The 20,504-nt window shown below is 46.1% G+C and carries 13 protein-coding genes; 6 read left to right on the plus strand and 7 right to left on the minus strand.

Annotated elements, in window-relative coordinates; translation table 11 throughout:
• Positions 1–50 precede the first annotated feature (50 nt).
• From BUB18_RS02220 to BUB18_RS02250, 7 genes are all read right to left on the minus strand, one after another.
• Positions 51–1,598, minus strand: coding sequence for a PKD-like family lipoprotein (locus BUB18_RS02220; protein WP_073077567.1), 1,548 nt, complete (start codon positions 1,596–1,598; stop codon positions 51–53).
• A 25-nt stretch (positions 1,599–1,623) separates the two neighbouring features.
• On the minus strand, positions 1,624–2,418 hold the full coding sequence (locus BUB18_RS02225) for a DUF4843 domain-containing protein (RefSeq protein WP_073077569.1): 795 nt from the start codon (positions 2,416–2,418) through the stop codon (positions 1,624–1,626).
• Positions 2,419–2,429: 11 nt separating this feature from the next.
• Positions 2,430–3,860, minus strand: coding sequence for a RagB/SusD family nutrient uptake outer membrane protein (locus BUB18_RS02230; RefSeq protein WP_073077571.1), 1,431 nt, complete (start codon positions 3,858–3,860; stop codon positions 2,430–2,432).
• Positions 3,861–3,879: 19 nt separating this feature from the next.
• The gene (locus tag BUB18_RS02235; RefSeq protein WP_178372066.1) at positions 3,880–7,179 is read right to left on the minus strand and encodes a SusC/RagA family TonB-linked outer membrane protein; all 3,300 of its coding nucleotides are present in this window, start codon (positions 7,177–7,179) and stop codon (positions 3,880–3,882) included.
• 384 nt (positions 7,180–7,563) lie between these two features.
• Positions 7,564–8,730 carry a FecR family protein gene (locus BUB18_RS02240; RefSeq protein ID WP_073077572.1) on the minus strand — a complete coding sequence of 389 codons (1,167 nt, stop codon included), beginning with the start codon at positions 8,728–8,730 and terminating at the stop codon, positions 7,564–7,566.
• Between the two features lie 62 nt (positions 8,731–8,792).
• Positions 8,793–9,392 (minus strand): RNA polymerase sigma factor, encoded by a 600-nt coding sequence (locus tag BUB18_RS02245; RefSeq protein WP_073077574.1) that lies wholly within the window; start codon positions 9,390–9,392, stop codon positions 8,793–8,795.
• Positions 9,393–9,651: 259 nt separating this feature from the next.
• Complete coding sequence (locus BUB18_RS02250; protein WP_083549257.1) at positions 9,652–10,461, minus strand: 5'-nucleotidase, lipoprotein e(P4) family; 810 nt, start codon at positions 10,459–10,461, stop codon at positions 9,652–9,654.
• Between the two features lie 94 nt (positions 10,462–10,555).
• Here BUB18_RS02250 and dprA point away from each other — a divergent pair, with 94 nt between their 5' ends.
• The 6 genes from dprA to BUB18_RS02280 all read left to right on the plus strand — a co-directional run bounded on the left by dprA (position 10,556) and on the right by BUB18_RS02280 (position 20,458).
• The gene (gene dprA, locus BUB18_RS02255) at positions 10,556–11,662 is read left to right on the plus strand and encodes a DNA-processing protein DprA (protein WP_073077576.1); all 1,107 of its coding nucleotides are present in this window, start codon (positions 10,556–10,558) and stop codon (positions 11,660–11,662) included.
• A gap of 108 nt (positions 11,663–11,770) precedes the next feature.
• Positions 11,771–13,243: an IMP dehydrogenase gene (gene guaB, locus BUB18_RS02260; RefSeq protein ID WP_073077578.1), complete on the plus strand. Its 1,473-nt coding sequence runs from the start codon at positions 11,771–11,773 to the stop codon at positions 13,241–13,243.
• A gap of 180 nt (positions 13,244–13,423) precedes the next feature.
• Complete coding sequence (lnt, locus tag BUB18_RS02265; RefSeq protein ID WP_073077581.1) at positions 13,424–15,037, plus strand: apolipoprotein N-acyltransferase; 1,614 nt, start codon at positions 13,424–13,426, stop codon at positions 15,035–15,037.
• On the plus strand, positions 15,018–15,809 hold the full coding sequence (locus tag BUB18_RS02270) for an alpha/beta fold hydrolase (RefSeq protein WP_073077582.1): 792 nt from the start codon (positions 15,018–15,020) through the stop codon (positions 15,807–15,809). The genes lnt and BUB18_RS02270 overlap by 20 nt, the downstream gene beginning before the upstream one ends.
• A 27-nt stretch (positions 15,810–15,836) precedes the next feature.
• On the plus strand, positions 15,837–18,470 hold the full coding sequence (locus tag BUB18_RS02275) for a PKD domain-containing protein (protein ID WP_143159799.1): 2,634 nt from the start codon (positions 15,837–15,839) through the stop codon (positions 18,468–18,470).
• 164 nt (positions 18,471–18,634) lie between these two features.
• Positions 18,635–20,458 carry a PKD domain-containing protein gene (locus tag BUB18_RS02280; protein ID WP_073077586.1) on the plus strand — a complete coding sequence of 608 codons (1,824 nt, stop codon included), beginning with the start codon at positions 18,635–18,637 and terminating at the stop codon, positions 20,456–20,458.
• Positions 20,459–20,504 lie beyond the last annotated feature (46 nt).

Here is a 20,504-nt window from a genome sequence, read left to right on the forward strand (position 1 = left end):
GGAACGTATAAAATGTTCCGGTTTTTTTATGGGTTATAGGGATAGCATATTTACTCTCGATAGCTCACGCTTACAATTTTGTCGAAGCCTGTAAAGGATCTGTATAAGATAACAGGACCATCCAGGTTAGGTAGTGTATAAAGATCCATTTTACCCGAACCAGCCGGTGCTGCCGCATTGTAGGAGCAAACCATCAATTTGGAAGCATAGGCTTTCATACGATCAGAATTAAGTGAGTACACCATTCTGTGGAACTTAAAGACGGTAATGGTTTTATCTCCGTAGTCCGCAATCATCACATTGGTTTTCCTGTCGGGTGTATACCGGTAAACTTTAGAACCGATGTTATAACAGAGGTATCCTTCAATTGGATCAACGGCGAAGTTACTGGCGTTAGCAATATTTGGTGCGTAATCAGAGATCTTGTCGAATGCTAAAGGTACAAAAGTGGTATTTGCAGCCTTAATACGGGCGAGGAAAATGGCGCCGCTATTATCTTTAAAAACAGCATAAATACGACCGTCTATGGCTTGTGTATACGTCATGTATAACAACTCCATATCCATATGTGCCGGATCAAACAATACTGTTCCTCCCTGTCCCGCATTACTGTTGGCAGCAATGGTGCTATAGGAGTTAGTACCTCTATGCTCCATGAATCGCTTATGATCCGTATCATACATCAGCGTATAGTTAGGCACCTGTTGCATTTCAGAAGCAAACCACTTTGATATATTGAAAGGCGCTAAGTCTGAAGTTCTATTTATACGATTACCAAACGGAAGTCCCTGCGTGGCATTTTCGTAGCTCAGGTTACCCAGGTTATCATACATGAAAGCTATATAATCAACTCTCCCCGAGGTTTGTACACCTAAGCTGTAATAAGGAGGTGTATTATAGGTAGATACTGATTTAGTAATATCCGTATAATCTGAGAACTTATTATTGGTTGTATTAAAGAAGGTGGTGGTCACATCAGTACTTACAGTCAGTGTTTTACTATAGGCGGAGGTAAAGGCATTTCTTCTGTACCAGAAGGATACATTTACCGGTTTACCTTTCAGCACAATTGACTGTTGTGAAGCCAGTATATCACGGTAATATTCAAAAGAATCTGTTGCGGGCAGGTAATTCAGGAAGTCCAGTCTTGCAACGCCACTTACATCATTAAGAACAGCCCATCCATCCGCAATGTTGGTGGATACTTTTAACATGGTATATGTATTCCAGCTCTGGCCGGTACTTTTTTCTGTAACCTTCAGATACAATTTATATTGCGCATCTTTCGCCGGCAGTGACACTGTCCAGTCAAGGTTCAACGACCTGCTGATGACGGTACGGATGATAGGATTAACAACTCCATCCAGGCTAAACCACTCGTAACTATATTTGGAGGTATCTTTCTCTAACGTAAAATCCAATACAGGATTTATCTTTAATTGACTTCCCTGCCGTGCATTATAAAGTGGTTCTATACCACTGATCGTTCCATTGTTGATATCGTGATAACTATAATTACCTAAATCCTTTCTGCAGCCGGATATGAGGGCTACAGCAATGATCGCTATGAAAGAAAATATTTTTATAGGACGATGCATATTGATCCGTGTAAGTGATGAATAATTATTTAGCGTTAGTTCCCATTTTCATCAGAGAGCCATCAGCTTCCAATACAGGTGTACCCTGTGCCTGCATGGCAGTCAGATAAGACTTCAGGCCGCCTGCCCAGGCAATGATGCGGTAAATGTTGCCTTCCAGCATTGGCCAGTTGGATTTCGTTAATTCCAACGGATCAAGATTATAATAGGTAAGCAATAACTGAAACTTCAGTGTACTGAAAGTACCAAAGTACCCTAATGCAAAGGAATAGGCAGCATTCCCCTGACGCCACCAGTCCGGTGCACCGGCAATATCGTCCATTGTTACACGCATGCGTGTATAGTAGCGCTTAGGCTTTGTACTACCAGGTGTAACGATGTTTTCATAATAATTGGTGTTAAAATGCTCATTGGCATGCAATTCCAGGTTAAGCATATAACCCTTCTTCTGTAAGGCATCGGCGCGGTGCAGGTTGATCACCAAAGTATCGGCTGTTTTTCCTGCAGGAATAGCCAGGGTTTTATTGGCGATGCTATACATGTCGGCAGTAGCCGTGCTGCTATCCATAATTTTCAGATCATAAGGTCTGTCGTATCGTGTTGGCGCTCCTAAGGTTCTAATGAGTATGGTGATAGAAGTATCGGCAATCGTTGATTTAATATAACCAAAGGAGAATGAAATATCTCCGGTGGAATCAACTTCCTGTCTGGGGAAATAGATGCTGGCTCCTGACGCTTCATTATGATAAACATCAATATCCTCTTTCTTACAGGCCAAAAATCCTGTCAATATCAGTATAGATAAAATTACTTTCTTCATGGTAGCAGTTTTTATCTTGGAGTAGTTTCGGATAAAGGAATAGGGAAAGTGTATTTAACATCCGACATAGTCAATGCCTTGTTAGTGCTGGCTGCTATGATAGAGGCGGCCCTTGTTCTTTTGTAAAAGAAGAACAGCTGTCCTTCCCCTATAAATTCCCTTCTGTATTCTTTCAGGATCGCCGCGGTGAGATCCACGGCACTGGCGTTATCAGCCAGCGCACCGAAGTTTCTTTTGATCCACAATTCATTCAGGTATGACTTTGCTGTTCCAAGGTCTGGTTCGCATTCAGCAGCGATCAGGTACATTTCGCCCATCCGGATTAATGGAACTGTTCTGTTTGAAGCATATCCGCTGTTGTTGGTATCCTGGTACTTTACGAAAGTAGGATAGGCCTTTGCAACAATTTTCCAGTTGTACTGATACCTGTAATCGGCCGAAATACCTTCAAAGACGGTCTGGTTGATAAACGCCCCACTGCTTTCAGGGGCCAGCAGCACCGTACCATCCAGCGTAGAAATAAAGTTGCTGTTGAATACATCCAGTAATTTGGTAAATTCCATACCCATAATCATTTCTGTAGCAAATACTTTATTACTGTATTCACCATTTTTCAGATCATCGGTAGTTGTCCATGGAAATTTAAGCTGATCACCTATCACCGCTTTGGCAGCAGCCAGTGCAGCAGGCTTATTACCCATCCACATATATGCCCTGGCTTTCAGTGCTTTTACTGCATAGTAATTCATGCGATAATTACGGGTGGTACGGTCGAAAGAACCAGACACCTGGCTTACGCGTGCCTGCTGTACCGCAGGATCTGAGGCGAGCAATAACTGCTCTGCCTTTGTAAGATCATCCAGGATAAACTGCATCACCTGATTGGTAGGGTAAAACGGTGAAATATCGTTAGATACCTTCGAGTAATAAGGCATCAGTTGTATAAGCGAATCCTGGGAATATGCAGGGGTAAACATCCGCACGAGGTCCAGGTAGTAGAAGGCACGAAGCCCGAGTGCTTCACCTTTATAACGCTTACGGCTGGCGGAATCCATCACAGCACCATATTTATCTACGGCTGCAATAAAATTATTCACACCAGCGATATTGGCAAACTGCTTAGTCCAGATTCTATCTATTAACGATTTAGCTGCATCATCACCATAGGAATAGGATGACATGGAATAGTTCGGATTCTTGGAATCAAAGGATGCGGTATACAGTTGTCCCAGGATGTCCATGGTGGTCATCGTAAGCGAACCACCGTAAAGTGCAGCATCCGTATTCCCCAGGTAAAATCCATTGATACTTGTTTCAAATCCTTGTTTGGAAGCATACAGCTGCTCTTCCAGGAATTTATCTTCCGGTTTTACATCCATCCATTTTTTACAGCTGGAAAACGCAAGTGCAGCTAACGCCAGTGTATATATGTAAATTTTCATGCGGTCAATATTTTAGGCATTATTTGAAAGTAGCTCTGAGACTGAATGATACAGATCTCGCGAACGGATAATCAATTCCTCTTTCTCTTCTTATAGTGGAGATATAAAACAAATCATTGGTAAAAGCACTGAGATTCAACGCTGCCAGACTTGCTTTACTCAACCAGGGCTTGTCTCTGAACTCATAGCCTACGTTGAGGGAAGACAGGGAAATGGAATTCTCATTCTGGATGAAGCGTGATGATATTGGTGTTTGCTTACTGTCAGCAATACCTTTGAAAGGCACTACATCACCTGGTTTCTTCCAGCGATCATATAAGGCTCTCTTATCCTGGTTGTTGGATAATTGTGCATAAGTGATGTTTTCAACTTTATTATACAGGGCCGTATTGAACTGGTCCTTGCTGTAGACATAGCTGAAGTAAACGCTTGCACGGAAGCCATAATAGGTAAATGAGGAGTTTAATACACCTTGTGCCTTCGGATTGGTAGTTCCTACTCTTACCTGATCAGTAGCGTCATACACGAAGGTTTGCTGACCATCCTTACGGAGGAATACTTCTCTTCCTGTTGCAGGATCAATACCTTGTGAAACAACTGCCCACAAGTCGTAAGAGCTGTAACCATCTTTATACCTGGTTAATGAATTACTTTTCTGTAAATCTTTATTTAAACCAGCCAGTTTGTTATTGAAGTTTTCATAATGCTGTTTGAGCAGTGCGCCTGTAATACCGACGGACCATACCATCTTAGGTTTGAATATCGGATAGGCAGTGGCCATAAACTCCCAGCCGTTTACCACAGACGTGCCGGCATTAAAAGGATAATTGCTCAGACCGGTGGAAGAAGGCAGGGTAATAGCAACCACGAGTGGGTCGGTGAGCTTACGGTAGCCATTCACCTGTAATTTCAACCTGCTTTTCAGCAGGTCAGCATCGATACCGAAGCTGGTTTGCAAAGTATTTTGCCATTTCAGATCAGGAGCACCTAAAGCGCTGAGGTATACACCTTGCCCAAATCCATTGATGGCAGAATAATACTTGTAAACGGATTCACTTACGTTACCAAAGTTTTGGTTACCGGTAAGACCGATATTACCACGCAAACGCAGGTTATTGAAAATACCCATTGCTTTTACAAATCGCTCTTTATGCAGGTTCCAGCTACCTCCAACAGAATAGTATGGTTGATAACGTTTGTTTGAACCAAAAGCGGTAGAACCATCAAAGCTTGCATTCAGATCCACATTGTATCTGCCATCATAAGAATAGTTCACTGATCCAATGAAGGAATTTCTTCTGGTGATACTGTTAGCTACGTTAGGTACCCCACTTTGCTCATAACCATATGCAAAAGCAGGGTTACCATTACTGATGTTAGGGAAACCAATTGCCTTGTAACCATTGGCGCTGTTTTTATTTTCAGCGGCTTCAGCACGGGCATAGGCGGTAATAGAATGGCGCTGTGCCAGCATCTGCGTATAGGTGGCACTCACATTGGCATTGTAGGAAAATGGCGATTGACGGGCAAAAGTGTAGGAGCCTCGCAGGGTTGGATCTGCCTGCGTCAGATATTGGGTATTCATGGCAGATATAAACGCAGCTGACTCAGTCATGCCTTTTTGTACCTGGCCATTACCCTGAATTCTAAAATTTTTACTTACATCTATATTTACCTGGAAGTTATCAGTGATCGTATAGCCGTTACCTTTATCATAACTACCTAATCCTGCGTTATAATAGGGATTCACAATATTCCGGTTCATTGGGCTGTAACCCGTGCGGATTTGTTCCAGGTATGGCAGAGAGTTATCAGCAGGAATTTCGTAATAAGGGTTGGCATTTGCCCAGGTTGTAAAGCTACCGTAAGGGGAGTTTGCCATATTATTCCCACTTACATAAGCCATATTACCAATACGTACCTTATCACTGTTATAGAACAGGTTCAGTGTTACCCCCCAGTCGTTATGCTTGGAACCGATCATGGTAGCGGAGTTGGTACGGTAATTAAAGCCTACTTCATATTGGAAAATGTTATCCCCACCGGAGGCATTAACTGCATGACGCTGGGTAAAACCGGTTTGCAGCGGCTTATTTAACCAGTAGGTATTTACCCCACGTAATACATTTCTGAGGTGCGCATTATAAATGGTGTCGAGGTATACCTGGTATTGTGGGTTATTACTGACTTCGTCATATGCGCCGGCCAGTTTTTCAAACTGCAGTTTTTCACTGGCGTTCATCATGTTATAAGAAGACAGATCAGGCAGTTCAGCGCGAAGATCCGCGGTGTAGCTAACACGAAGTTTTCCTGGCAGCGGTTTTTTAGTTTCAACTACGATTACACCGTTGGAAGCTCTGGAACCGTAGATAGCAGTGGAGGCTGCATCTTTAAGGATGGTAACGGATGCAACCAGGTTAATGTCCAGGTCAACAATAGTCTGCAGGTTAGTTTCAAAACCATTCAGGATGAAGAGTGGCTGGTTAGGATCATTGGAAAATTGATCACGCAGTCCGGTGGAAGAGATGCTGGTTTGTCCACGCAGCTCAATGGTAGGCAATACGTTAGGATTGGACCCTGCCAGGTTGTTTTCAATCTGTACAAAAGAAGGATCCAGTAATTTGAGGCTGGATACGATATCCTGGTTGCTCACTGTTTTCAACTGCTCACCAGTGAATGAAGATGTTGCTCCCGTGAAACTTTCTTTTTTACGTACCATCATCCCCGTAATTACCACGTCTTTGATGTTTTTCTGATCTTCCTGTAAGATGATGTTAAGTGTATAAGATCTACCCACTTTAAACTCACCGGTCTTGTAGCCGATATAAGAAAATACCAGCACATCCCCCTCCTCACAACTGACTGCAAAGTTACCTTTTGCGTCAGCTACGGCGAATCGATCTTTACGACCTTTCACATAAACAGTAGCGCCAGGTAATGGATTATGGGAAGCATCTGTAATCCGGCCACGGATCATAACAGGAATAACCATGGCCCATACCGGTGGGACTTTTTCGCTAACAACAACTTTACGGGTGAGCACTATATTGGCACCATCAATCCGGTACCTGAGGGGTTGATCTGCAAACACTTCATCCAGGAAAGATCTGAGCGGCGCGTTGGTAGCATGTACGGTTACCCTGTTTGTATTTTCAAGCATGGCTTTGTTATAGAAAACAACATAGCCAGTCTGCTTTTCTATCTCTGAAAAAATAGTTTTTAATCCTGCTCCTTTGGCAGAAATAGTCACTGATTGAGAAAACGTACTCGCATATACATGCATCAGTGAAAAGCACATTATTAAAGCGGTTAGCTTCATAACCAACAAGTAATGTTTTAGAGCGCCGTTCTGGCGTAGCCAGCGCGTTAATCCCGGCCACATAACCGTAGAACGGTTTGCAGATTTTTGCATAATTTTGGTTGGGTTTTGATTTTTAAATGTTGTTGTATACGACGATTTTCCAATTGGAACCTATGCCGGAAGCGAGGGTCCAATTTCTCTTCCGGCTTTATTGTTCCAAGTTGGTTGGTTGGTTCTTGGGTAAAGGCAAGCCATTACCATATCGGATAAATCCGACGGTTCATTGCTCCACGTTTACCAGTTATGTTGTTTTTAATTAAGTTTAATGATCTGTTTTACTGTCTATAATTTTAAATTAGTTGATATAATCTCATAAGTAGCTGGCAATAACATTCATTCTGGTTATTGCATAATAGTTAGTTGGCGACCGTCCATTTTAAAATGGACTTCGGCGTCTTTCAACGCATGTAGTACTCCATCAAGACTCATGTCCATACTAAGTTTTCCACCAAAGTCGATATTTGGGGGCGTGCCCTCATACACTACTTCGATATCATACCATCTGGACAATTGTTTCATTACATCTTTAATATTGGCACCTTCGAAATTGAATTGTCGGTTTTTCCAGGCCATTACTTTGGTAAGGTCCGGATTTGTATTAATTGACAGCTGGCTGCCATTTTCTTTCACCAGGGCCTGTTGCCCGGGTTTCAACTGTATTTTATTATCTGTTGTTTTTACGTTGATAGCTCCTGCAATCAGGGTGGCTGTTATATGCTTATCGTCGTTATAGGCACTTATGTTGAAGCTGGTGCCCAGTACCTCTATCGCTGTTTGACCAGTGAGTGAAACATAGAAAGGTTGATTTTCCTGCGGTGCTACTTCGATGTATACCTCACCGGATACTTCAATCCGCCTTTCATTACCGGCAAAACTCACCGGGAACTTCACGGAGCTGGCAGCGTTCATCCACAACATACTGCCATCGGGCAGTATGAGGGTGAACTGCCTGGACCTGGGAGTGGTAATCGTATTCCAGGCTATTTTTTCATTGTCCTTTTTTAATACGTCGTATTTCAGTTTACCGGCATCCATGCGCAGGTTGGTTCCCTGCTGAGCGGCGATCAGACCGTTTCCGAGGCTGTCGAGCAATACCTGCTGTCCGTTTGCAAGTGTTAACATAGCACCCTGACGGCCTGGCTGAATTTTAGCAGCAGCTTTGAAGTCATCTATCTTAACGGTTGGCCGGGTACCGTTATACCACCACGCCGCACCTGCTACCAACACTACCGCAGCTGCGGCTGCGGCCCAGCGCCAGCGGCCCATAGGCACCACTGGTGAGGCATCCCTTTGTTCAGCAGCTGTTAAGGCTAATGCTAATGCCTCCTGCCTGTGTGGAAGTAATTGTCCTTTAGGAAAAGTACGCTCAGGAAAAGCCTCCCGGAGCATTTCATTAAATGCTTCCAGAGTGATGTTATTACACCACTCTTCCCAGGTAAGCCGCTCCTGTTCAGTGATGGTACCATCATCATATTTCCTGAACAGTACAATTACTTCTTGTTTATTCATATGCTGTTAATAGATAGACGTAAGTGAAATAGGGAATGGACACCTTTTTTCTAAAAAAAATTTTACAGGTAGGATGGCATGACAAGCAGTACTAATACAGACATCCACTCACCGTTTTTAACCAGTGCCATTTTCATTTGTTCCAATGCCGTATACAGGTGCTTTTTCACAGCGGATCTGCTGATACCTTCGCGTTCTGCTATTTCCTGCAATGTAAGTCCTTCCTGGGTCCGTAGCAGGAAGATAGATTTCTTTTTACCATGCAGCTGTTGTACCGCAGCCCATGCAGTTTCATAATATTGTTTATATAGGTAGATATCATCCGACAAGGGGTCCGATTCCGGCCGGTGTTCCTGATAGGTAAATTCTGCTGTAGTTCGGGTATTGCGGCTCCGCATTTTGTCAATACGGAGGTTCTTGGCTACTGTAAACATATAATCGCCAAATGACCTGACCAGCATGAGCGTTTCACGGCTGATCCACGTCTTTACAAAAGCGTCCTGAATTAATTCTTCTGCCTCCGTCTCTGATTTAACCAGAAATGAAAGGGAATGATATAGGGAGTCGTAATACCGGGCATATAATTGTCCATATGCCTCCCTGTCTCCTTCAGCGGCCTGTTGTAATAACTCTTTTTCCTCCAGTACTATTTTGGTTGACAACTCAATTGTTCATTTACTGTACAAACACTAATTAGCTAACAAGATAAGATAATGTTTTGTAGAATTCTACCCAAAATGGAAAAACGTTGTATTCACCAGCACTTGGTGGCATGCTGGTGGTACAAAGCTGGATTCCTGCCTAAAGACGGATTTGAACGACACAATGGACACCGGTTAATAAAAAAAACTTCAAATGAGGACAAATAGTGAGGGCGAGCCACTGGCCCGCCCCTGCTTTTTGTATTATGGAAATATGCTATTAATAGTTTTTCAACTTACTTCGCAACACGGAATCTTTTTGTTGCTCCGTGAGCTTATACTGAAAATTATAAAGGGCTCCTTCCCAGTCGCCATACATCGGATTAGGCAGCACAATAAACCGCGAACCAAAATCGGCACTGGATTTCAGCGCAGCGGCATTCCTTTCTTCGAAAGGTTTTTTATCAAAAATGGACGCAAAATCACTGAGATTATCTCCAAACAGCAACACGATATCATACTGCTGCAGCACTTGCTGGCGGCGGGGTTCCTTGCCGGAAGTGGTTGTTTTCAGCAGCAGGTGCTGGTCATCTGCATAAGGAAAGTTGAACTGCTGCAGGTTTTTAAGGGTGGCAGCCCGTTCCGACTCCAGCCTGTTGGTGATATAAAATACCTGTACCCCTTTTGACGCTGCATATTTGAAGAATGCCGGAGCTCCCGGTACCGTGTCAGCAGCTGCTTTGGCGGTCCATTCGGCCCAGCTTTTTTCGTCGTAGCCTTTTTTATTCAGAGCCTGGTGCACAGAATAGGGGCTGTTATCCAATACCGTTTCATCGATGTCCGTTACTACAGCCAGCGGCTTACCGTTGGCTTTTGCCAGGTACTGATCCAGTCGCCATGTGGCCAGCTGGTATGCCTGTAAACACAATGCCTTGTACTCACCCGACTGTTGTTGCCACAAGGCGGCCCATGCAGCTCCCTGTGGTACCAGCACCGTGTTGGATGCGGTGCTGCCTGCCGCCGGCTGCCCGGTTTTACATGCTGCCAAACCTGCCAGTAGTACTACTCCCCAAAGCCTTATCATCTTCATAAAATATAAATTGGTTGCTGCAAAAATAAATCACCTGTGCAAGAAAAAACTACTCCGGATAAATTGTAATTTGAATGGACTAAAATTGTTTGTTATGCCCTCCGAATTAATGTATCAGATTGCATTAACCAGGGTGCCCATGATTGGTGATGTCACCATCCGGAAGCTCCTGGATTACTTTCCCACTGCTTCCGCTATTTTCCAGGCCAGGCACCACGAGTTGGAAAAAATTGAACAGGTAGGCAGTGTAAAGGCCAGCGCCATCAAGCACTTCAATGATTTTGAGCCCATAGAAAAGGAAATGGAATTCATCAGCGCCAATGATATCCAGGTTATTTTTTACAGAGATGAAAGCTATCCGGGGAGAATGCGTAATTGTATGGACGCCCCATCCCTGCTGTATTTCAAAGGAAATGCTTCCCTGAATGCCTCCCGGATGGTGAGCATTGTGGGCACCCGGCAGCCATCGCCATATGGCATCCGGGTTTGCGAGCAACTGGTGAAGGAATTGTGCGATAACGGTGTTACCGTTATCAGTGGACTGGCCTATGGGATCGACATCCTGGCGCACAACACCGCCGTGGCGGCCAAGGCGCCCACTATAGGCGTACTGGCACATGGGCTGGACCGTATATACCCGGCCGCACATAGTCAGGTGGCCGAAAGCATGCAGCAGTGCGGCGGCTTACTCACGGAGTACCCCGTTAATACCCTGCCCGATAAACAGAATTTCCCAAAGCGCAACAGGATAGTGGCAGGACTGGCAGATGCCACGGTAGTTATTGAAAGTGGTATCAAAGGTGGTTCACTGATCACTGCCGCCCTGGCCAATGGCTACAACCGGGATGTATATTGCATTCCCGGCCGGGTGGGCGAATGGTATTCCGCCGGTTGCCATGCATTGATCCGGGAAAACAAGGCCACACTCATTACCTGTGCAGCAGATATATTAAGCGCTATGGGATGGGACCAACAGGCAGCCAGGCCCATAGCTAACAGGCAGGTACCGTTGTTTCCCGAACTTTCCCCGGAAGAACAAGCTATTATGCGGCTTTTTGAGCAACGGAAACGGCTACATCTGGAAGAAATATATATACTTAGTCGCCTGAGCGGTAGCCAGGTGGCAGTAGCCGTATTCAACCTCGAAATGCAGTCCCTGGTGAAATGTTTGCCGGGTCAGGTATATGAACCTGTCATTTGAGCGTCAGGAAACACAAATTCACAACTGCTTAACAGTGAAATTTTATTTATTGCGCAAATAGGTGTACATTTGCGTGCAATTATTTTTTAACTGACAAATAGTTGCATCATGCCTGCGGGAAAATCTAAACCCAAATTTGTAGCTGACGGACTGACATTTGATGATGTACTCCTCGTCCCGGCCTACTCTGAAGTTCATCCGAAAGATGTAAATATCTCTACGCAATTAACAAAGAACATACGGCTCAATTTACCGATGGTATCTGCCGCTATGGACACTGTTACGGAAGCCAATCTGGCTATCGCCCTGGCGAGAGAGGGTGGAATAGGTATTCTCCACAAAAACATGAGCATAGAAAGACAGGCGGAAATGGTTCGTCGTGTAAAGCGTAGCGAAAGCGGTCTGATTATGGACCCTGTTACCTTACAGCCGGATGCTACCATTGGCCAGGCCCTGAAGCTCATGAAAGAAAACGGCATTGGTGGTATTCCAATCGTTGACAACGCCAGCAAGCTGATCGGCATTCTGACCAACAGAGACCTGCGTTTCGAGAAAAATAAAAAACGCCTCGTAAAAGAAGTAATGACCAGCGAAAAGCTGATCACCGCTCCTGAAGGCACCGACCTGAAAAAGGCGGAAAAAATCCTCCAGCAATATAAGATTGAAAAACTGCCTGTGGTAAATAAGCAGGGTAAACTGGTTGGCCTGATCACTTATCGTGACATCCTCCAGCTCACCAGCTATCCTAATGCAGTGAAAGACGAGTTTGGCCGCCTGCTGGTAGGTGCAGCACTGGGTATCACCCCTGACGTGCTGGATCGTGCACAGGCCCTGATTAATGTAGGCGTGGACGTAGTTTGCCTGGATAGCTCTCATGGCCATTCCATCGCAGTACTCAACACCCTGAAAAAACTGAAGAAAGCATTCCCTAAATTACAGGTGATCGCTGGTAACGTAGCCACTGCGGAAGGTGCCCTCGCACTTGCTGCTGCTGGTGCTGATGCGGTAAAAGTAGGTGTGGGCCCTGGTTCCATATGTACTACCCGTATCGTAACCGGTGCCGGTTTCCCTCAGCTGAGCGCTGTAATGGATGCTGCTGACGCCCTGAAAAAACAAGGTATTCCTGTTATCGCCGATGGCGGTATCCGTTATACCGGTGATATGGTGAAAGCCCTGGCTGCCGGTGCATCCTGCATCATGGCCGGCTCCATCTTCGCTGGTGTGGAGGAATCTCCGGGAGAAACCATCATCTACGAAGGTCGTAAGTTCAAATCCTACCGTGGTATGGGTTCTATCGAAGCCATGCAGGAAGGTAGTAAAGACCGCTACTTCCAGGATGAAGATGATATCAAAAAACTCGTTCCGGAAGGTATCGTAGGTCGCGTACCTTACAAAGGATACCTCTCCGAAGTTATCCAGCAGTTTGTAGGCGGACTTCGTGCAGGTATGGGCCTCACAGGTTCTAAAGATGTGAAAACTTTACAGGGAGCTCAGTTTGTGAAAATCACCGCTGCTACCGTTAAAGAAAACCACCCGCATGATGTGGTAATCACTAAAGAAGCACCTAACTATAGCAGATAAGCGCAAGCAGTTAAATTATAACGCACCGCAGTTCGTACTACTTGTATGGACTGCGGTGTTTTGCTTTCAGGAGGCCGTCATTCAAATAATCAATTAATATCATGTTATAATAGCATGCCGTCTTTTGTTTTGTACCGATCCCCACTTATCTTCGTTGCCATCTATTCCTGAAACACGAATATGAACCTGCGCATTATCATTTTAAGTATACTCAGTGGATTGCTGCTCTGGCTTTCCTGGCCTACCATGCCGTTTACCCCGTTGATTTTTATTGCCCTTACGCCTTTGTTTTATATTACAGAGAAGGTAAGGCATAAGGGGGCTTATTTCGGGCTGATATTCCTCGCTTTTCTCCTTTGGAATGCGGGCAGTACCTGGTGGGTGGGCAACACCCCCGTGCCTGCCAGCGGCGTTTTTGCCAACAGCTTTAATGCCTTTCTGATGACGATCCCGTGGGTGATGTATAAGAATAGTCGCCGGCGCCTGTCGGCCACCAGCAGCTATTTTGCGCTGATCGTATACTGGCTCACCTTCGAATATATTCACCAAACCTGGGAACTCAGCTGGCCATGGCTGGTACTGGGTAACGGCTTTGCCATGCACCCCGGGTGGATACAGTGGTATGAATATACCGGCGCCAGCGGTGGCACCGTATGGGTACTACTGAGCAATATCCTGATTTATACAGCATGGAAACGGGCACGTATACACGATTATTCCTTTGCGGAGTTTTGTAAAAGAGAGATATGGAAGCCTGCGGTTGTCCTATTGCTGCCACTGCTGGTGAATGTGCTCATTCACCCTGTTCCGGATGATCCGGCAAAGCAAATCAACGTCGTAGTAGTGCAACCTAATATTGATCCCTACGATGAGAAATTTGCCGGAGGCAATTCCATGCAGCAGGTCGAAAAACTCATCTCTCTCTCAAAAGAAAAAACAGATAGCAATACCCGTTATATTATTTGGCCGGAAACTGCGCTATTTCCGCAGGGCGGCTGGGAAGAGCAATTAAACTACACGCCTGAAGTTACCGCTGTACGTGACTTTCTGCGTCAATACCCACATGCCAAAGTGATCACCGGCGCTGTTACTTTAAAGCAGTACCGCCAGCCGGATGAAGCGGCAGAAGGGAGTCGCACCATGGAAGATGGCACCCATTGGGATGCCTTCAACAGCGCACTGCAAATCGATACTTCGAACTCCATACAGATATATCATAAATATGAACTGGTGCCGGGGGTAGAATTGGTACCCTATGTGCGCTATTTCAATTTCATGAAAAAAGTGGCGCTGGACATGGGCGGCATCAGCGGAAGTTATGGCCGCACCCCTGCCTGTGAAATGCTTACAGATCCGGCACACAACATTAATGTATTCCCTACCATCTGTTACGAATCCGTTTTCAGTAACTATGTAGCTTCCCGTGCGCGTGCCGGCGCCAACCTGCTGGTAATCATCACCAACGATGGCTGGTGGGGAAATACAGAAGGGCACAGGCAACATATGCAGTATGCCCGCATCCGTGCCATTGAAACCCGGAAATGGATTGCCCGCAGCGCCAACACCGGTATTTCAGCAGTGGTAGACCCGCTGGGCAACATCTATCAGCCGCAACCCTATTGGGAACCAGCCGTTTTTAAAGCACCTGTAACACCGAGGTATGATCTTACGTTCTACGTAAAATATGGAGATCTTATTTCGAGAGGAGCAATAATATTTTGTATCTTGTTATTGATACATGCTATTTTTTCACGGTTCATTCCAGGCATCAGAAATGTGGAAAACAATCAATAATGGAAATGGCACCTATCAGGACATTGGACAGGGCCCGGCGGTAGTACTCCTTCACGGATTTTCAGAAAACAGCGAGGTGTGGAAAGCACAACGGGATTACCTGAGCAGGTATTACCGGCTGATACTCCCCGACCTTCCAGGCACCGGAAAATCGCCCCTTACAGCAGGGCTTACCATTGCTGCCATGGCAGACTACGTATATGCAATACTGTTAGCAGAAAACATAAAAGAAACGGTAGTAATCGGTCACTCCATGGGAGGTTATGTAGCACTGGCATTGCTGCAGCAACACCCCGAAGTGATCAAAGGACTTGGCCTCTTTCATTCTACAGCAGCAGCTGACACAGAAGAGAAAAAGGATACACGTAAGAAATCTATGGACTTTATCCGGCAACATGGCGGTGCATTATTTACCCGGCAAACGATCCCCAATCTGTTTAGCCCGGCAACCAAAACGAAAAAGCCCGAACTGGTAGAAGCAGGTATCGATATGTGTTCACAATGTCCCGATGAATCACTCATTGCCTACACCAATGCAATGATGCAACGACCCGATCTGACCGGATTATTATCTTCAGCATCAACTCCCGTGTTATTTGTGATAGGGAAAGATGATAACGCAGTAGCACCAGCCAGTGTAATACAACAGGTGATGCTACCAAAAACCAGCAGCGTATTCATTTTTGAAGAGGTTGGCCACATGGGAATGTGGGAAAAAATTGAAGAAAGTAATCATTTACTGAACCAATTTATTTCATTCTGCCAGCTTTAAACCCAGGCAGACAAACACTTTCTGGTTGTGAAAAAACTACTGTTCATCCTCATATGTATGATGGGCACGCTGGCCGTGCACGCCAAACATATTATAGGAGGGCAAGTGTATTACACCTTCCTGCAACAGGAAGCCAATGGAAACTATACTTACCGGGTAACCATGCGCCTGTACCGCACCTGTGAAAGCGGACAGAATATCGCTGAAATGCCCGCTTCCGTGTACCTCACCGTTTACGACAATGATAATCCCGGCACCACAGCGATTACCAGTCCACTCGTAGGCCGGTCTTCCTTTGAGCAAAAAGAGCTGGCACAGGTAGACCCCTGCATCGTGAACCCGCCACGGGTATGCTTCCAGGTAGCCTATTATACCACCAATATCACCGTAGCCCCTAACAACAAAGGATATACGGTTTCTTTTCAGAGCTGCTGCCGCGATAACTTCATGGTCAACATCATCGCTGAAAATATGAACGGCCCTGCCGGTAACCAGGGTACTGGTGCTACCTATTTTACGGAATTACCAGGACGCCAAAATGGCATCCCGGAAAATTCCAGCCCGCAGTTTAATAAAGAAGAAGCCACCCTGGTATGCGCAGGAAAGAAATTCACATACGACTTCTCCGCCAGCGACCAGGATAATGATGAGCTCACCTATTCCTTTTGTTCTGCCTATAAAGGTGGCAGGGCTACCAACAATACCGGCATTCCTGATCCGGCCATCCCACCACCTTATGACTATGTAAGCTATGTACCGCCCTATAGCGGCGCCTCCCCACTGGGACCCAATGTTACCATAGATTCCAAAACCGGTATCATCAGCGGCATTGCACCCGATCCCGGCAAATACGTAGTAACCGTATGCGTGGAAGAAAGGCGCAATGGTAAACTCGTAGGTACCCTCCGAAAAGATTTCCACATCAACGTGACCACCTGCGTAAAACAGGTAGTAGCTGCCATGCCGGATAAATACACCGAATGCCGCAGCATGACGGTCACCTTCCTCAATAACAGTACACTCGGAAAGCCGTATCACTGGGACTTTGGCGATGGGACCACGCTCGATACCAATGACCCCGCTCCTTTACCGCATACTTATGCTGCTCCCGGTATATATACCGTAAAATTGTATGTAGATAAAAACAGTAACTGCGGCGACAGCGCCACGGCCAAAGTACTGGTGTTTCCGGTGTTTCACACGGATTTCAGCACCGCCGGCAGATGCGTGGATAAACCTGTACAGTTCACCGACAGAAGCACCACCGATATGGGGGCCATGGCTTATTATAAGTGGGATTTTGGCACCGGCGTAGCGGCCGACAGCTCTAACCTGGCCAACCCGCAGTTTACCTTTACCAAAACAGGCAACTACCAGGTGATCCTGTATGCCCGCACCAGCTTTGGCTGTGAGCAATATGATACCACCACTTTATCCGTATACGACCATCCTCCGTTGTATGCTACTACCGACACGGTTATCTGCATTAACGATTCACTGAAGCTCGCTGCTACCAGTGACGTACCGGGCACCTTTACCTGGGAACCCGCCAGCTACCGGATCTTCGATGAAAACACGGCAACCCCAACAGTATTTCCTTTAGTAGATACTTTTTACACTGTGTACTTTACCGACCAGGAGCAATGCACCGCTGAAAAACGTGTAGCCATTGATGTTAGACAGCAAATTCACGTGAATGCGATGAGCGACAGTACCGTTTGTACCGGCGACGAAGTAAAACTGCGCGCCACCTCAGACGGGCCTTATGGTTATACCTGGACGGAGCTGGGTAGCAACACCGTTGTCGGAAATGATTTGCAGGCTACCGTTTTACCACAACCACCCTCACAGCGCTACGAAATACATGCACAGCTGGGTAAATGCCACAACCGTGATACCGTAGGCATGAAAGTAGTTGATCCACCACGGGCAGCTGCCTTACCGGATTCAACCATCTGCAGCGGCAGCAGGGTATTATTACGTGCCAGCGGTGGCGCTTACTATACCTGGTCGCCCAGCTACTATGTAGAAAACCCACGCAGCGCCATCACCTGGGCGAAGCCTACGGATACCACTTTGTTCACTGTAACGGTAACGGATACACTGGGATGCCCCAAAGAAGTGACAGCAACGGCGTTGGTAAAAGTAGTACCACCGGTGCAGGCGTTTGCCGGCAATGACACCATTGTAATGCTGGGTACTCCATTCCAGTTACATGCATCCGGAGGGGTGAGATATACCTGGTCACCATCCGCCGGACTCAATTCCACCACCTCTCCTTCACCGTTTGCGGCATATGATAAAGACATCACTTACACCGTTACCGCCTATACGCAGGAAGGTTGCAGTGGCACCGATGATATTTTCGTAAGATTCATCGCAGGGCCGGAAATCTATATACCTAATGCCTTCTCTCCTAATGGCGATGGAAAAAATGATATTTTCCGGCCGCTGCCCGTTGGCATTGTTCAAATGAATTACTTCCGTGTATATGACCGCTGGGGTAAGCTAATGTATTCATCCACAGCATATCTCAAGGGCTGGGACGGCACCGTAAATGGCCAGCGTGCCCCTGTTGGCACCTATGTTTGGATGGTAGAAGGGGTGGACATCAATCAAAAAACTATCAGTTTAAAAGGAACGGTAACGATTGTACGATAATGACACTTCAGTGAACCGGAACTGCTCATTTTGTGTTAAATTAATAGAGCAGTACCCCTATTATGAAGAGAGTCATTTTTTTGGTACTTAGCTGCTGTTTGTTATTCCTTAATGCAGCTGGCTATCATATCATTGGTGGCGAGATATATTACAAAACGATAGGTATGAGTGCAGATAGCCTACGCTACCGCTATCTGATTACACTCAAACTTTACCGCGACGCAGACTTTACCTGCGGCGACCGGCAAGGTTGTATTGACCGCTTTGAAAACCCTTCCGTTGCTAATGTGTACTCCGCAAATGGCACCAGGATTTTATCTTCTGTGTACCTCTATATCACCGCCATAAAACCATTGATCGATACGCTTAAGAATCCTTGTCTCGCCCCGCAGGCGCAACATTTGGAAGTAGCCTTTTATGAGGCTACCATTGAATTACCCCCGGTGGCAGGCGGCTACTATGTATCCTCACAACGGTGCTGCCGTGGCGAAAAGCTCACTAATATTTACGACTCCGAACATGAAGGTTCAACGTATTATACCGTTATTCCCGGATCAGAAACAAAGCCTTATAATAACAGCGCCTACTTTAATAAAGATACTACCATCGTTATTTGCAACGCCATCGGCTTTTCGGTGGATTATGCAGCGTTTGATGAAGATGGCGATAGTCTCACCTACAGCCTTTGCAGCGCCCTTACCGATGGTACCCTGAACAACGACCGGAGTTCCACCACCCCGCCTCCTTATAATACTACGGTAAGATATATCCCCCCTTACTCGGGAAATAATCCCATGGGGGGGAATCCGCAGATCAGTATCAACAACAACGGGCTGATAACCTGTACCCCAGACCGGCCGGGAAAGTATGTGGTAACGGTATGCGTAAACGAATATGACCGGACCACTAAAAAGTTTCTGGGCACGCACAGCAAGGATATCCTGATGACCGTATTTGACTGTACCACAAAAATTACGGCCACTATTCCCTCCGTGTTGCGCAACTGTGCGGACGAGCCCACGCTGGCCGTGCCGATGCCTAATTATAGTAACGCAGGTTTTACATCTACCTATTATTGGAATTTTGGAGATGGTACCGATACGCTGACAACCAACAAGAACCTGTTTCAGCACGTATTTCCGGATACAGGGGTGTATAAGATTAAGATGGTGGTAAATCCCGGACTGGCCTGTACCGATAGTACCACCGGTGAGGTATCGAATTATCCCGGCCTGAAAGCTGATTTCAAAAACACCGGCTTCTGTAAAGGCGATCCTATTCAGTTCGAGGACTTATCCACTTATCAATACGGCACCATTACAAACCGGAAATGGGAGCTTAATGGCGACAGTACCATCCAGGACCAGTCTACCCGTTACCTCACCTATACTTTCCCCAGCGCCAGCGTTTACAGCCTCACACTTACACTTAACACCAACACCCAGTGTGAGAAGTCCGTCACCAAAGATGTGCGGATCTATGCCGTAAATCCGTTCGCCGGCAACGACACCATCCTTGTGAGGGGCCTGCCCTTTACCATGCAGGGCAGCGGTGGTGATACCTACCAATGGACACCTGGCTTTGGGCTGAGCAATCCTAATATCGCCAATCCCGTACTGCAGTCCGTAACTGATACCACTTACATCCTGAAAGTATCCAGCCTGCAAGGCTGCGTAGGATACGATACCATGAGTGTGAAATTTTATGCCGGCCCTGAAATCTATATCCCTAATGCCTTTTCGCCTAATGGCGATGGGGTAAACGACCGTTTCCGCTTTATTCCCGTAGGAATGGTGAGCTACAAATACTTCCGGATCTTTAACCGATGGGGGCAGGAGTTATATGCCTCCACTGATTTCAGAATTGGATGGGATGGCACCTTCCTCGGCAAACCCGCGCCGGTAGACACCTACATCTGGATTTTGAGCGGCACCGATTTAAGCGGCCAGGAGATACAGCGAAAAGGAACCGTCACACTCATCCGGTGATTCGCTGCAAATTGCATTACTTTTGCATCCTCAGCTTATCTTAAAA

The sequence above is a fragment of the Chitinophaga jiangningensis genome (genome assembly GCF_900142605.1).
Taxonomy (GTDB): domain Bacteria; phylum Bacteroidota; class Bacteroidia; order Chitinophagales; family Chitinophagaceae; genus Chitinophaga; species Chitinophaga jiangningensis.

Coding starts and splice junctions, on each gene's coding strand:
- BUB18_RS02270 (WP_073077582.1), top strand. CDS start 15,018: ATGTGGAAAACAATCAATAATGGAAATGGCACCTATCAGGACATTGGA.
- BUB18_RS02240 (WP_073077572.1), bottom strand. CDS start 8,730: ATGAATAAACAAGAAGTAATTGTACTGTTCAGGAAATATGATGATGGT.
- BUB18_RS02235 (WP_178372066.1), bottom strand. CDS start 7,179: ATGAAGCTAACCGCTTTAATAATGTGCTTTTCACTGATGCATGTATAT.
- BUB18_RS02250 (WP_083549257.1), bottom strand. CDS start 10,461: ATGAAGATGATAAGGCTTTGGGGAGTAGTACTACTGGCAGGTTTGGCA.
- dprA (WP_073077576.1), top strand. CDS start 10,556: ATGCCCTCCGAATTAATGTATCAGATTGCATTAACCAGGGTGCCCATG.
- BUB18_RS02230 (WP_073077571.1), bottom strand. CDS start 3,860: ATGAAAATTTACATATATACACTGGCGTTAGCTGCACTTGCGTTTTCC.
- lnt (WP_073077581.1), top strand. CDS start 13,424: ATGAACCTGCGCATTATCATTTTAAGTATACTCAGTGGATTGCTGCTC.
- guaB (WP_073077578.1), top strand. CDS start 11,771: ATGCCTGCGGGAAAATCTAAACCCAAATTTGTAGCTGACGGACTGACA.
- BUB18_RS02280 (WP_073077586.1), top strand. CDS start 18,635: ATGAGTGCAGATAGCCTACGCTACCGCTATCTGATTACACTCAAACTT.
- BUB18_RS02220 (WP_073077567.1), bottom strand. CDS start 1,598: ATGCATCGTCCTATAAAAATATTTTCTTTCATAGCGATCATTGCTGTA.
- BUB18_RS02225 (WP_073077569.1), bottom strand. CDS start 2,418: ATGAAGAAAGTAATTTTATCTATACTGATATTGACAGGATTTTTGGCC.